The following is a 14,627-nucleotide window of genomic DNA, read 5'->3' on the forward strand; positions in this document are numbered from 1 at the left end:
AGATGAATAGTTTTTTTAATCAAATGAATGATGATCTGCGGGCACATGGTTTAGGTCAACCTATGCTCTTGATCGATGAGGATGCATTAAACTTTAATATTGCTTATGTAAAACAGCAGCTAGCTTCAGCAAAGCACTTAAAACCGCGGTTGGTCGTTAAATCTTTGGCTTGTTTGCCTTTGTTAAAAAAGCTAAGTTTCGAATTAGACACCCGACACTTTATGGTGTTCCATATTGATCACTTAGAATTGATGTTCAATCATTTTGATCAAGCTGATTTACTCTTTGGCAAGCCGATGCCAATTCGTGCAGTAGAAAGGTTTTATCAAAACCATCACACGCCAATCCAATGCAAGATACATTGGTTAATTGATTCCTTTGCTCGTTTGCAACAATATCATGCCTTGGCTGATCAACTGGGACTTAGCTTCAATATCAATCTTGAAATTGATGTGGGATTACATCGTGGAGGCGTTCAAAATTCTGCTGAATTTATACAAATGCTCAATTATATTCAGCAGCATCAAAAAACGCTAAATTTGAGTGGCTTAATGGGCTACGATGCGCATGTCACTAAACTACCTAAGGTGGTGAAGCGTGCAGAAACAGCTTATGCTGAATCTCAACATATTTATCAAAATTATCAGCACATCTTAAAGCACCAATTCCCAGATTTAAATCATGCTCAGCTGTGTTTTAACGGAGGAGGAAGTCCAACCTTTAGTTTTCACGTGAAACATAGTGTGTGTAATGATCTGTCATTTGGCTCAATGTTGCTTAAGCCCAGCGATTTTGATTCTGAATATCTTTCTTCACTTAAATCTGCTTTATATATAGCGAGTCCCGTACTGAAAGTTTTAGACCAAGTTTCATTGCCAGGAATGCCTTCATTTAAAAAAATAAAATTCTTTCAGAAGCATCAATCGGTTTTTATCTACGGTGGCTATTGGATGGGTCAATATGTTTATCCAGCAAAATCTCATCCTCATTTATTGTATGGACGAAGCACCAATCAGGAAATGATTTGTGTCGATCGTAAAATTGATATCCATCCTGATGACTATGTAATTATTCGACCGAGCCAGAGTGAGGTGGTCATCCCGCAGTTCAATCGCACGTACCTTTATCGAAAAGAAAATGAGTGGAATTCATCTGATTTGGAAACGAGTAGATTTGAACCTTGGGAAAATTTTAGAGAGTAGTGATTAAAAGAAAAAGGGATGAAGTTAATCATCCCTTTTTAGCATTGGTTTGAAATTTATTGGATACCGCCGTAGTGGATGCCCGTTAATTCACTGATTTCTTTTTTCCAAGTGGTTAAGTCATCCAAATTAAATTTACTTAAATGGTCATGCCCACAAGCACGCGCCATTACCTGCATCAATTCGACTGAAGCATTGAAGAAGTTGGCGAGTTGCTGTGCTGATTTTTCAATTTCGAGTCTTCGACGCAAATGATCTTTTTGTGTTGCAATACCGACAGAGCATTCATTTGTATTACACGCGCGCATTCCCAAACAACCAATTGCCTGCATGGCAGAGTTAGACAGGGCAATGGCATCTGCACCCAGCGCTAAGGCTTTAATAAAATCAGCAGGGACACGTAAGCCACCTGTAATGACCAAACTAATGTCACGACGTCCTAAACGATCTAAATGACGACGTGCCCGTGCTAAAGCAGGAATGGTCGGCACTGAAATATTGTCACGGAATAATGTTGGTGCTGCACCTGTACCACCACCACGACCATCTAAAATAATGTAGTCCACACCTATCGCAATCGCAGCATCAATGTCTTTTTCGATATGCTGTGCAGACAGTTTAAAGCCAATCGGAATGCCACCTGTCTGCTCGCGTATATAGTTTGCAAACTCCTTGTACTGTGAAAGTTCAGTCCAATCCGGAAAGGTTGCGGGAGAAATCGCAGATTGTCCTTCTTCTAAACCACGTACTTCTGCAATTTTTCCGACTACTTTATGCCCGGGTAGATGTCCGCCTGTTCCTGTTTTTGCTGCCTGTCCACCTTTAAAGTGAAAAGCTTGGCATTTTTTTACTTTTTCAATGTCATAGCCAAAACGACCAGAGGCCAACTCGTAAAAATATCGTGAATTCGAGGCTTGTTCATCATCTAACATTCCACCTTCACCAGAACAGATGCCAGTACCTGCCATTTCCGCACCCATTGCCAGTGCAGTTTTTGCTTCTTGAGATAAAGCTCCAAAACTCATGTCGGAAACAAATAATGGAATATTGAGTCTCAATGGTTTTTTTGCATTTGGTCCAATAATCACTTCGCTTGCAACGGGGGCATCATCCAGTAGAGGAGCTTTCCAAAGTTGAGCTGTGACCAGTTGAATATCTTCCCATTTTGGAAGTTTGTCAAAAGGCACACCCATGGCTGCGGTAGGACCATGATGACCGAAATTTTTTAGACCATTTCGAGCTAATTCTAAGATGAATCTATTGTGTGGCTCTTCAGGAGCAGGCTGAGAATCTGCGTAGAGTCCTTGATAACGATTACGGTTGAATTGCTGTGGATTTCTTTTTTCCCAAGCTTCGATTTCTTCTAAGTCAACATAGACATGATCATCATGAATCCAAGCTTTAAATTTTTGCAGATTTTTATTGAGATATCTCGGGTTAATGCCAGTTTTATAGAGGTAATGAGAGCCGTGAAGGCCACATACAATTTTGTCGCCTTGAATATGGGCATCGGACATGAGTGCTCCGCGATGCTGACAACGACCATACATGACTACGACTTTTTCTTCATCATGATCTTCAAGACGAAGAACAACAAGATCCACATTGGCTGCTAAAGCATATGCGGGTTTAAGCGGCTGGAGTGTAGACCAAGCAATTAGTGGGTGAGATTTCATATGACCTGCCTAATGATTTCAGTGGGTTATATTTATTTGTTTAAAAGTATGTTGATCATCTAATAGAAAGTATAAAAGATTATTTTTCTATAATTGGGATAATATTGGTTTAAATATTAGATTGGGAATATATTTTAACTATTTTTGTCACAATTAAAACTGCTATCGCCTAATGCTCGATTAACGGTTTATTAAACAACGTGACACGTGTAAAATCTCTAGCGATTTTATTTATCCACCGTTTTTATCTTTTGAGGTTCGCCTCGATCATAATCTCGCGGTGACATGCTCCATTGTACGGGGCATCACTCCTTAAGGATTTTTTATGCCAATTATTACTTTGCCAAACGGCGATCAAAAACAATTTGATCAAGCTGTCTCTGTCATGGAAGTTGCTCAAAGCATCGGTCCAGGTCTTGCAAAAAATACGGTTGCAGGTCGTGTAAACGGCCATCTAGTTGATGCATGTGACTTAATCACTGATGATGCCACGTTGCAGATCATTACGCCTAAAGATGATGAAGGTGTTGAAATTATTCGTCACTCTTGTGCCCATTTAGTTGGTCACGCAGTGAAGCAGCTTTTCCCCGAAGCAAAGATGGTGATTGGACCTGTCATTGAAGATGGTTTCTATTACGATATCTACAGTGAAAAACCATTTACACCAGATGATATGGCTGCCATCGAAGAGCGTATGAAAAAGCTCATCGATCAAGATTATGATGTCATTAAAAAGATGACACCTCGTGATGAAGTGATCAAAGTATTCACTGAGCGTGGTGAAGATTATAAATTACGCCTCATCGAAGATATGCCAGATGAGACTCAAATGGGTCTTTATTATCATCAAGAATATGTGGATATGTGTCGTGGTCCACACGTACCAAACACTAAATTCTTAAAGTCATTTAAGTTGACGAAGATGTCAGGTGCTTACTGGCGTGGTGATGCGAAAAACGAACAACTTCAACGTATTTATGGTACGGCTTGGGCGGATAAGAAGCAGTTGGCTGCTTATATCAAACGTATTGAAGAAGCTGAAAAGCGTGACCACCGTAAAATTGGTAAAGCGCTTGATCTGTTCCACATGCAAGAAGAAGCACCAGGCATGGTGTTCTGGCATCCAAATGGCTGGACGATCTATCAAGTTTTAGAACAATACATGCGTAAAGTTCAGCAGGACAATGGTTATCAAGAGATTCGCACACCTCAGGTGGTCGATTTTAGTCTTTGGGAAAAATCAGGACATGCTGCAAACTATGCAGAAAACATGTTTACTACACATTCTGAAAACCGTAACTATGCCGTTAAACCAATGAACTGCCCATGTCATGTTCAAGTGTTTAACCAAGGTTTAAAATCTTACCGTGATTTACCAATTCGTCTTGCTGAATTTGGTTCATGTCACCGTAACGAACCATCGGGTTCATTACACGGGATTATGCGTGTTCGTGGTTTCACCCAAGATGATGCACACATTTTTTGTACAACTGAGCAAATTGGTCAAGAAGTTGCTGACTTTATTAAACTGACTTTAGATGTTTATAAAGATTTCGGTTTTGAAGAAGTGCAAATGAAACTCTCAACACGTCCAGAAAAGCGTGTAGGGGATGATAAGCTTTGGGATGTTGCTGAAAAATCTTTAGCTGACGCACTGGATGCAGCGGGTCTCGCTTGGGATTTACAACCTGGTGAGGGTGCGTTCTACGGTCCTAAAATTGAATTTTCTTTGAAAGATTGTTTAGGTCGTATCTGGCAGTGCGGTACAATCCAATGCGATTTTAACTTGCCATTACGTTTAGATGCATCTTATGTCACTGAAGACAACGATCGTGATCATCCTGTGATGCTTCATCGTGCAATTCTTGGCAGTTTTGAACGTTTTATTGGTATACTTATTGAACACTACGCTGGATTTATGCCACCATGGTTGGCACCAATTCAAGCATGTGTGATGAATATTACCGATTCTCAAGCAGATGCTTGTCAGTCAGTCGTCGCTAAATTGCAAGAAAATGGCATTCGAGTGATTTCAGACTTGAGAAATGAGAAAATCGGCTTTAAGATTCGTGAGCGTACTTTAGAGCGTATTCCATACCTATTGGTGCTTGGGGATCGAGAAGTAGAGGAAGGTACAGTGAATGTACGTACTCGCTCTGGAACAAATTTAGGTACTATGTCTATCGATGCATTCGTTGACTTAGTGAAAGTAGCCGTAGCCGAACGCGGCCGGTATATTGTGGAGTAAGAAAGATTAAACAGCCTGACCGTAACCAACAACAAGGTGCTAAAAGCAATCGTCCTGCATTAAATGATGAGATTCGTGCGAAAGAAGTGCGTCTCGTTGGCGCTGACGGAGAACAAAAAGGCATCGTTTCACTTGCTGAAGCGTTGCGTGCTGCAGAAGAAGTTGATCTTGACCTCGTTGAGATCGTTGCGAATGCAGAGCCGCCTGTTTGTAAAATCATGGATTACAACAAGCATTTATTTGATCTGAAGCAAAAGCAAAAAGATGCTAAGAAAAAGCAGCATCAAGTTCAGGTTAAAGAGATCAAGTTGCGTCCTGGTACAGACGTTGGTGATTACAATGTTAAGTTGCGTGCTATTCTGAAATTCCTTGAAGAAGGCAACAAAGTTAAAATTACTCTACGTTTCCGTGGTCGTGAGATGGCTCACCAACAATTGGGTCTTGCTCAATTACAAAAGATTGAAGCTGATGTGGCTGAAATCGGTGTAGTGGAACAAGCACCAAAAATGGAAGGCCGTCAAATGGGTATGTTACTTGGTCCTAAAAAGAAAAAGTAAAACCGATTTAGAGAAAAAGCCCTGCACATGCAGGGCTTTTTTATATGTTGATTGAAGGGATATAGGTACATCCTGAGTTAGTAAAGAGAGGAACGACTGTAGTTGGGGTATAAATCATCAGTTGAATATTTCCATCAGGCAGTACTTTAGTGAAGTCTAATAAACGTATATTTTAAACTTCTCGAATCATTTTGTGGCTTGAGTAAAAAATGTAATTATTTCGACAGGTAAACTCGTACTTATGCATAGAAAATTCTAGATGGATGGTAAAACTGAATAGGTTTAGAGTGTTTACTGTCTTGAAAGATGACCCAAAAAGGATTTTTTATATTGCACATCAGGAAATTCGTTGCTCAAAGTAGCTGTAGATTTGATTTATAAAAAAAAGCCGATACTTTTGCATCGGCTTTTTTTGTGACTCATTAAGTTAGATGCTTTATTCGACATGAACTGTTTTTTCAGTAGACTCTGTATTTTCTAACAGAAGTTTTTTGCCAATTGGAATTTGTCGAGGTAATTTCTCTTCTGGAATGATACGCTCTAAGTCGATCACTAATAAGCCATTTTCATAATCTGCTTGTTGAACTTCAATATGTTCATCTAAGCGAAGCGATAATTTAAATGAACGACGCGCAATTCCTTTATGAAGATATTCGGTTTGTTCAGATTGAATAGCTTCTGGTTTTCCTGTGATCGAGAGAAGCTGATTTTCAAGACTGATATTTAACTCATCTTGACTAAATCCTGCAGTAGCGACCACGATGCCATATTTATTCTCACCTTTTTTTTCAATGTTATAAGGTGGGTAGTTTGGAGCATCACTTTGCATTGCGTAATCAATAAAATCGTTTAAACGATCAAAACCAATGCTACGACGAAACAATGGATGAAGATTTAAGTTACTCATGATTAAAACCTCCTGAGGTCAGCAAAGTCATAAAAATAAGAATGTTGTTCTGTCATGACTATCATCAACAGAACCAGATGATCATCATAAATCTGGCTAATTTTTTATATAGGTTCAGACCGAAATTTTTCAATAATAAATTCAAAAAAATTTAAAATATTTTATAAATAATTGATTTTTTACAATTTATAAATAAAAAATTTCTATCCTTGTTGTTTGGTTTGAAATGATTTATGGTGGATAAATCAATCAACAAAGGGCATATGGAGCCTGAACTGTAATGATCGATTTATATTACTGGGGAACACCCAACGGATTAAAAATAACAATTGCACTCGAAGAAATGGCTTTAGATTATCAAATCTATCCAATCAATATATTAGAAAATGATCAGTTCCAAACTGACTTTCTTGCGATTTCTCCTAATAATAAAATTCCTGCGATAGTTGATCAAAATGGACCGAATAATCAATCGATTTCGATTTTCGAGTCTGGTGCAATACTGCAATATTTAGGACGTAAAACGGGACAATTCTATCCTCAGCACGAAATCGCGAGAATTCAGGTTGAACAATGGTTGATGTGGCAAATGGGTGGTCTAGGACCGATGTTAGGTCAAAATCATCATTTTGCTAAATTTGCTAAAGAGAAAATCCCTTATGCGATCGAGCGCTACATTACAGAAACTAAAAGATTATATGGGGTGCTCAATAAGCAGTTAGTTGGGCAAGACTATGTGGCAGGTGAGTACTCTATTGCGGATATGGCAATTTTCCCTTGGTTGATGCGGCACGAGTGGCAAAGTATTCATTTAGCAGAGTTTCCTGAAGTGGAAGCTTATATTCAACGTATCCAACAGAGACCAGCGGTACAAAAGGCGCTTGCACTACTAAAGTAGATCACGGATTTAAGTGTGATAAACTCTACATATCTAAACCACCATTCGGTGGTTTTTTTATGGAGAACTGCCATGAAGGATTTTTTTTTAAATTTTAGCAAAATTGTTGAATCTAATTCAAAAGTATACTGGGCAATTATTGCTGGTATTTTACTCTGTGTTGCTTCTTATATCGTCGAAATATTTCATGTGCAAAATATCATTGCAGCAATCGAACCAGATTCTAGGGATCAATTAAAACAGGTGATTCCAGCGACAACGAGTAAATATACGGTGCTACGTGCCATCATAGTAGTGTTAGCAATTGCTTGGTCGATAAAAGAATATCGTAAAACTCAGAAACTTCTAGCTGTGAATAAGTCCAGTAAATGAATCTGATTTTATTGTTCTTAAGTGCCTTTGGAGCCGCCACTTTATTGCCCTTACAGTCCGAAGCAATATTGTTGGGGTCATTTGCTCTAAAACAATTTTCGCCGTGGATGCTTATTTTTGTTGCAAGTGTAGCGAATGTGATGGGTTCATGCGTTAATTGGTGGTTGGGCTTAAAAATAGAGCAGTTTAAAACCAAAAAGTGGTTTCCATTTAAGTCAGATCAAATGATTCGTGCTCAACGGGCTTATCAGCAGTATGGTACATGGTCACTTCTTTTAAGTTGGGTGCCTATCATTGGTGATCCAATCACCTTAATTGCAGGAATCTTGAAAGAAAAATTCTGGAAATTTATCTTCGTGGTGGGTATAGCGAAAACAGGTCGATATCTATTTATCTACTGGGTGTATCTTGGTTTGTTCTAAATTTTCGTAGAGTAAAACTCATCAAGATTAATTTGTCTGAATCAAGATTAACGGTGCTTTTGTTTTGCGCAAAGATGCTATAGAATACTCGCTCCCTTACCTGCAGGTCGTATTGTAATGGTGCAAACGAGCCGAACAGGTGTTCAAAAGAGGTTGTTATGCCTAAGATGAAAACTCGCCGTGGTGCAGCAAAACGCTTCAAAGCGACTGCTAACGGTTTTAAGCGTAAACAAGCGTTCAAACGCCACATTTTGACCAAAAAATCTGCTAAGCGTATTCGTCAATTGCGCGGCTGTGTAATGGTTCACGTAAGTGACGTTGCTTCAGTTCGTCGTATGTGCCCGTACATCTAAGGAGATTATAAATGGCTCGTGTAAAACGTGGTGTACAGGCTCATCGCCGTCACAAAAAAATTCTTGCTCGCGCTAAAGGTTACTATGGTGCTCGTTCACGCGTTTACCGCGTAGCGTTCCAAGCGGTAATCAAAGCAGGTCAATATGCTTACCGTGACCGTCGTCAAAAGAAACGTCAATTCCGTGCTTTATGGATTGCGCGTATCAATGCTGGTGCACGTCAAAATGGTTTGTCGTACAGCCGTATGATCGATGGCTTGAAAAAAGCTCAAGTGATCATCGACCGTCGCGTACTTGCTGACATCGCTATGCATGACGCAGTTGCATTTGCTGCTTTAGCTGAAAAAGCTAAAGGCGCATTAGCTGCTTAATCATCGTAGATGAGAAAAAGACCGCTTTTTAGCGGTCTTTTTTATTTTCATTGTTTACGACCAAATAAAGCCAAGAGATTAGTATGAATAAAATTATGGTCGTCGGTACAGCAGCATCTGGGAAAACAACCTTTGCACGTAAGTTGGCTGCTCAACTGCAAGTCGATCATATTGAACTTGATAATCTCTTTTGGTTGGATAACTGGACTGAGTCATCTCCAATACAATTTCAAGAAAAATTTATAAATCGTGTTAGGTCTATGAATAAGGGCTTCGTGATTGATGGTAATTATTCTCTGATTCAAAATTTAATCTTAAGTGAGATCGACACTGTGATGTGGTTGGATTTTTCACTACGCGTAAATCTTTATCGTGTGATTAAGAGGTCGCTATACCGTGTGATTAGCCAAAAGAAAATATGGAAAAATTCTAACAATAGAGAACATTGGGCGAAATTGTTAAGTAAAGACTCAATAATATTGTGGGTAGTCCAAACACATGGGAAAAATAGACTTAAATATTTGCAGATGATGAATGCCACTCAATATCATCATATAAAGTGGCTACATTTTCATAAAACTGAACAATTAGATGAATTTTTAAAACATCACAGTCCAAAATAGTAAGCGCAGAAACAGATTATTGCAGTGACTAAAATGAGGGCAAACACATTTGATTTACCTGTTTTAGGTGTGGGTTGGTGAGAACTGGAATCATTGTTGAAAAAGCGTTTTCCATGTTGAGTATGTGTTAAGGCTTCATCCAAAGGGGAGTGAATTTCGGGGCTTTTTAAATGAGCAGTTTTATAGTGATTTGCTACTTTAGTAATGAATTTTGCACTCAGGTCATCTAACTTTTGTTGAAATACCTTCAGTTGTTTTTCTTCCTCAAGAGATTCTTGATGATCTTGCTCCAAAAGCTTTCGTTTTTGAATCTTTAAATGTTGTTCTAGATGCATGAAACGCACTAAGGTTTCATTGGCATAAGGTGCTGCATAATCTTGTGGCAGTAATGGTAAGGCAGCTCCAGCGTTGGAGGGTGATTGATCGTCAGTACCATAAAAGATTGCGCCACGTTTAACGGATTCCACCCCTTGTGCTAATGCGCGATCGAACAGCTCATTCTCTGTGTAGTCGTGAATATCATTCCAATTAGGTGCTTGAAGATCTGCCTCAACACGTTTGATATGTTGGGTGGATAGATCAAAACGCCAAAATGTTTCAATTCGTGCAGGGAGTGTTTGGTTGTTTGGTATGTCGAAGTCTTGTTCAGAACTATACCATTCGGCAAGTTCTTTACCACAGATCCATGCTGTTTTTACATTGCGGTGATGACTGACAATGAAATGGGGATATGGTAAAAGCTCAACATTTGGATTGGGATTTTTTTCATCGATTAATAAACTTGAGTTATGTAGGCTTAAGCGTGTGACACCCTGACGTTTTAAGCTTTCTAACCAAACTTGGAAGTGTTGTGCCAATAAGTGTTGTGTATTTAAATCTCGAAAAAGGAAATGGTGCTGATTAAAAATCGCATGATTTTTCCAGTGTTGAAAACTTAAATCCTGACTTAAAAACTCATTGCCATAAGTCACGAGTGTGAGCTGTTGTTTCCAAATTTGATCTAATGCCATGACATATCTTCTCAATGATCATTGCGCATATCTTAAACTTTTTATAAATGTAATTTCCAATTTAATTCCACATCCAATTTTAACACTTGCTGATCTTCATACGGAGCTATAAAAGCTGTTAGAATGCGCAGTTATATTATTTTTTATATTTGTTGCTTTGAGAGTTACTATGTCACTGGAAGCCCTGACCACTGAAGCGCTCGCTGCCATTGCAGCAGCTCAAGACCTTGCAACACTCGATCAGGTTCGAGTGCAATTTACGGGTAAGAAAAGCCAGCTTGCTGAACAATCGAAAGCACTGGGTAAAATGGATCCGGAAGAGCGTAAGGTTTTTGGTGCGCAGATTCATTCAGTTCGAGAAGCGATTAATGGCGCATTAACTGAGCGTCAAACTGCATTACAAAAAGCTGCACTAGAACAAAAATTAGCAAGTGAACAGATCGACATCACGTTGCCTGGTCGTGGACAACAGGTGGGCAGTATCCACCCAGTGACCCAAGTACAAGAGCGTATTTGTCAATTCTTCACGAAAGCAGGTTTTTCTGTTGCGACTGGTCCAGAGGTTGAAGATGACTATCACAACTTTGAGGCATTAAATATTCCGGGTCATCACCCTGCGCGTGCAATGCACGATACCTTTTACTTCGATGTAAACCATTTGCTTCGTACGCATACCTCTGGTGTACAGATTCGAACGATGGAAACACAGCAACCACCAATTCGTATTGTATGTCCAGGTCGTGTGTATCGCTGTGACTCAGACCAAACACATTCTCCGATGTTCCACCAGATTGAAGGTTTGTACGTTGCAGAAAATACGAGCTTTGCTGAGTTAAAAGGATTATTGGTTAATTTGCTGAATGAGTTCTTTGAAAAAGACTTGAAAGTACGTTTCCGCCCATCTTACTTCCCATTCACAGAACCAAGTGCTGAAGTCGACATCATGGATGAGCGAGGAAAATGGTTAGAAGTATTAGGTTGTGGCATGGTACATCCAAATGTTCTTCGTTCAGCGGGTATTGATCCAGACAAGTACAAAGGCTTTGCATTTGGTTTAGGTGTTGAACGTTTTGCAATGCTTCGTTATGGCATAAACGACTTGCGTATGTTCTACCAAAATGATGTGCGTTTCTTACGCCAGTTTGCTTAAAACTTTTTATTAAATCCTCTCCTAACTTGAGGAACTCCACAGAATCATTTGGGGTTCTCTCCCTTAGCAAAGGGGGTTAGAGGGAGGATTCTAGAGATTTGAATTACAGGTTTTATATCAATGAAAATTAGCGAAAATTGGCTACGCACATGGGTTAACCCAGCCATCGATAGCGATACTTTATCTGACCAACTGACCATGCTTGGCCTTGAGGTAGATGATTTATCTCCTGCTGCAAAACCATTTACAGGTGTGGTTGTAGGTGAAGTACTTACGGTAGAACAGCACCCAGATGCAGATCGTTTACGTGTAACGACTGTCAACATTGGTGTGGGTGAACCATTACAAATCGTCTGTGGTGCACCTAATGTACGTGCAGGAATGAAAGCACCCGTAGCAACCATCGGTGCAGTATTGCCAGGTGATTTTAAAATCAAAAAAGGTAAGCTTCGTGGTGTTGAATCACAAGGTATGCTGTGCGGTGCATCTGAAATTGATTTAGAAGATAAAATCGACGGTCTACTCGAGCTTCCTGCGGACGCGCTAGTCGGTGTAAACGTACGTGAATATCTAGACCTTGATGACAACGTGATTGATATTAGTATCACACCAAACCGTGGTGACTGTTTCAGTATTCGTGGGATTGCACGTGAAATTGGTGTGATTAACCAACTTCCCGTGACTGCGCCTGAAATTAAAGAAGTGGCTGCAACGATTGCTGATGAAAAGAAGGTCGTTGTATCTACTGAAGGTTGCCCACGTTACTTAGGTCGTGTGATCAAAAACGTCAACACCAAAGCGCCAACTCCTGAATGGATGGAACGCGCACTGGCTCGTTCTGGTATCCGTCAGCACAGTATCTTAGTTGATATTACCAACTATGTATTGATGGAGTTGGGTCAACCGCTTCACGCATTTGATGGTGGTAAAGTTCAAGGTGCGGTACACGTTCGTCAAGCAACTGCAGGTGAAAAACTTGTTCTCTTGAATGAGCAAGAAGTTGAAATGCAAGACAACGTGATGGTGATTGCAGATGACGAAAAAGCATTAGCAATTGCGGGCATCATGGGTGGCTTGTCTTCATCGGTGACAGGCGCAACGACTGAAATCTTCCTTGAATCAGCATTCTTTGCACCACTTCATATTGCGGGTCGTGCGCGTAGCTTCGGTTTACATACAGATGCGTCTCAGCGTTATGAGCGTGGAGTGGATTTCGAACTTCCAATGATCGCAATGCACCGTGCATCTCAGTTGATTTCTGAGCTTGCAGGTGGTGAATTTGGTCCAATTACGGTAGCAGAAAATCCAAGAGTATTGCCAACACGCGAAGCAATCGAGCTTGAGCAGGCGCAAGTTGATCAACTTCTTGGTTATAAAGTTGACTCTGACTTTATTACTGATGCGTTAACACGTCTAGGTTGTCAGGTAACAATTAAAGCACAAGGTCAATGGTCTGTCGTACCGCCATCACATCGTTATGATATGGCAATCTACCAAGACTTAATTGAAGAGGTTGCGCGTATTCATGGTTATGACAACATTCAAATCAGCTTGCCTGTGATTGATGTGAAACTTGCAAAATACCAAGATCAATTTGAAGTTGCACAATTACGTCAAACTTTGGTTGCACTTGGTTATCAAGAGGCAATCAGCTTTAGTTTTGCTGATCTAAAACTTGAAAAACAGTTAAATCCAAGTGTAAATCCTTTGGCATTGGCAAATCCAATTTCAAGTGATTTGGCGGTAATGCGTTCGACTTTACTTTCAAGCTTAATTCCTTGTGTCCAATACAACGTTAATCGTCAACAAAGTCGTGTGCGCTTCTTTGAACTTGGCTTGCGTTTTGATTATCAAGAAGCAACCAGTATTCATGATCTTAAGCAAATACCTACACTAGCGATTGTGGCAACAGGTGCGAAGAATCAGGAATCTTGGCATGCTAAACCTCAGCCAATGGATTTCTTCGATTTTAAAGGTGAAATTGAGGCTGTATTGGCGGCTGGACGAGTTCAAGTAGAATATGTGCGTTCAGAGCGTTCATGGTTGCATCCAGGTCAATCTGCTGAAATTTTAGTGGACGGACAATCGATTGGTTATATTGGTCGTTTACATCCATCGCTTGAAGATGAGCTTGATCTCGCAACGACATGGGTAGCAGAACTCGATCAATCGTCTGTTTTGCAAACTTATGTATCTAATTTTACAGAATTATCACGATTTCCTTCAGTGAGACGTGATATTGCAGTTTTAATTAGTGATAAGATTAATGTTAGTGAAATTCAGCAACTTATCGAAAAAACTGGAGGAGAGTTACTTGATTCTTCTTGGTTATTCGATGTGTATACGGGTCAAGGTGTAGAAGAGGGTAAACGTTCATTGGCGTTTGCACTTTTATGGCAGCATCCGAGTCGCACGCTTGAGGATGCTGAAATTAAATCTGGTATGGATAATATTTTACAAGTGTTAGAAAACACTTACCAAGCGACATTGAGGGCCTCATGACAGCATTAACAAAAGCAGAAATGGCTGATCATTTGAGTGAGCTGACGAGTTTAAATCGTCGTGAAGCTAAACAAATGGTTGAGTTGTTTTTTGATGAAATTAGCCAGGCATTAATTGCAGGTGAACATGTCAAATTATCGGGTTTTGGTAATTTCGAACTGCGTGACAAGCGTCAGCGTCCAGGGCGTAATCCAAAAACAGGTGAGGAGATTCCTATTTCTGCACGCCGTGTAGTGACCTTCCGTGCTGGTCAAAAGTTTAGACAGCGTGTAGGGACAGAGCAAGTCGATTAATCGCTTGATCAAATAACATTAAAAAAAAACCTGAGCTCAGCTC

15 protein-coding genes are annotated in these 14,627 nt (G+C 39.9%); 12 read left to right on the forward strand and 3 right to left on the reverse strand.

What is annotated here, in order from left to right; all coding sequences use genetic code 11:
- The first annotated feature begins 2 nt into the window (after positions 1–2).
- Entirely contained in the window at positions 3–1,202 is a 1,200-nt protein-coding gene (locus CL42_RS03750) for an alanine racemase (protein WP_035265356.1), read from the forward strand.
- A 56-nt stretch (positions 1,203–1,258) separates the two neighbouring features.
- Here CL42_RS03750 and CL42_RS03755 read toward each other — a convergent pair whose 3' ends face one another.
- Positions 1,259–2,878: a glutamate synthase-related protein gene (locus tag CL42_RS03755; RefSeq protein WP_035265359.1), complete on the reverse strand. Its 1,620-nt coding sequence runs from the start codon at positions 2,876–2,878 to the stop codon at positions 1,259–1,261.
- A 325-nt stretch (positions 2,879–3,203) separates the two neighbouring features.
- Between CL42_RS03755 and thrS the strand changes: the two genes are divergently transcribed.
- Positions 3,204–5,126 (forward strand): threonine--tRNA ligase, encoded by a 1,923-nt coding sequence (gene thrS, locus CL42_RS03760; protein ID WP_035265361.1) that lies wholly within the window; start codon positions 3,204–3,206, stop codon positions 5,124–5,126.
- A gap of 71 nt (positions 5,127–5,197) precedes the next feature.
- The gene (gene infC / locus CL42_RS03765; RefSeq protein WP_373683335.1) at positions 5,198–5,683 is read left to right on the forward strand and encodes a translation initiation factor IF-3; all 486 of its coding nucleotides are present in this window, start codon (positions 5,198–5,200) and stop codon (positions 5,681–5,683) included.
- Positions 5,684–6,119: 436 nt separating this feature from the next.
- Here infC and CL42_RS03770 read toward each other — a convergent pair whose 3' ends face one another.
- Entirely contained in the window at positions 6,120–6,590 is a 471-nt protein-coding gene (locus tag CL42_RS03770; RefSeq protein ID WP_035265362.1) for an Hsp20 family protein, read from the reverse strand.
- A gap of 280 nt (positions 6,591–6,870) precedes the next feature.
- Between CL42_RS03770 and CL42_RS03775 the strand changes: the two genes are divergently transcribed.
- The 6 genes from CL42_RS03775 to CL42_RS03800 all read left to right on the forward strand — a co-directional run bounded on the left by CL42_RS03775 (position 6,871) and on the right by CL42_RS03800 (position 9,629).
- Positions 6,871–7,488, forward strand: a complete 618-nt coding sequence (locus CL42_RS03775) for a glutathione S-transferase family protein (protein WP_035265364.1) — start codon at positions 6,871–6,873, stop codon at positions 7,486–7,488.
- Positions 7,489–7,560: 72 nt separating this feature from the next.
- On the forward strand, positions 7,561–7,860 hold the full coding sequence (locus CL42_RS03780) for a hypothetical protein (RefSeq protein ID WP_035265366.1): 300 nt from the start codon (positions 7,561–7,563) through the stop codon (positions 7,858–7,860).
- Entirely contained in the window at positions 7,857–8,282 is a 426-nt protein-coding gene (locus CL42_RS03785) for a YqaA family protein (protein ID WP_035265367.1), read from the forward strand. Before CL42_RS03780 ends, CL42_RS03785 begins: the two co-directional genes overlap by 4 nt.
- 158 nt (positions 8,283–8,440) lie before the next feature.
- Entirely contained in the window at positions 8,441–8,635 is a 195-nt protein-coding gene (gene rpmI, locus CL42_RS03790) for a 50S ribosomal protein L35 (protein ID WP_004278281.1), read from the forward strand.
- 11 nt (positions 8,636–8,646) lie between these two features.
- The gene (rplT, locus tag CL42_RS03795; RefSeq protein ID WP_004867327.1) at positions 8,647–9,006 is read left to right on the forward strand and encodes a 50S ribosomal protein L20; all 360 of its coding nucleotides are present in this window, start codon (positions 8,647–8,649) and stop codon (positions 9,004–9,006) included.
- An 83-nt stretch (positions 9,007–9,089) separates the two neighbouring features.
- Positions 9,090–9,629: an AAA family ATPase gene (locus CL42_RS03800; protein WP_035265369.1), complete on the forward strand. Its 540-nt coding sequence runs from the start codon at positions 9,090–9,092 to the stop codon at positions 9,627–9,629.
- On the opposite strand, the gene CL42_RS03805 is transcribed toward CL42_RS03800, so the two are convergent.
- Positions 9,614–10,639 carry a hypothetical protein gene (locus CL42_RS03805; RefSeq protein ID WP_035265371.1) on the reverse strand — a complete coding sequence of 342 codons (1,026 nt, stop codon included), beginning with the start codon at positions 10,637–10,639 and terminating at the stop codon, positions 9,614–9,616. The two genes, CL42_RS03800 and CL42_RS03805, sit on opposite strands and share 16 nt — an antisense overlap.
- 169 nt (positions 10,640–10,808) lie before the next feature.
- Between CL42_RS03805 and pheS the strand changes: the two genes are divergently transcribed.
- From pheS to CL42_RS03820, 3 genes are all read left to right on the forward strand, one after another.
- Positions 10,809–11,789 (forward strand): phenylalanine--tRNA ligase subunit alpha, encoded by a 981-nt coding sequence (gene pheS, locus CL42_RS03810; RefSeq protein WP_035265373.1) that lies wholly within the window; start codon positions 10,809–10,811, stop codon positions 11,787–11,789.
- Between the two features lie 120 nt (positions 11,790–11,909).
- Positions 11,910–14,291: a phenylalanine--tRNA ligase subunit beta gene (gene pheT / locus CL42_RS03815; RefSeq protein WP_035265375.1), complete on the forward strand. Its 2,382-nt coding sequence runs from the start codon at positions 11,910–11,912 to the stop codon at positions 14,289–14,291.
- Positions 14,288–14,584, forward strand: coding sequence for an integration host factor subunit alpha (locus CL42_RS03820; RefSeq protein WP_035265376.1), 297 nt, complete (start codon positions 14,288–14,290; stop codon positions 14,582–14,584). The genes pheT and CL42_RS03820 overlap by 4 nt, the downstream gene beginning before the upstream one ends.
- Positions 14,585–14,627: the final 43 nt, after the last annotated feature.

The organism is Acinetobacter sp. Ver3, assembly GCF_000632455.1.
Lineage (GTDB): Bacteria > Pseudomonadota > Gammaproteobacteria > Pseudomonadales > Moraxellaceae > Acinetobacter.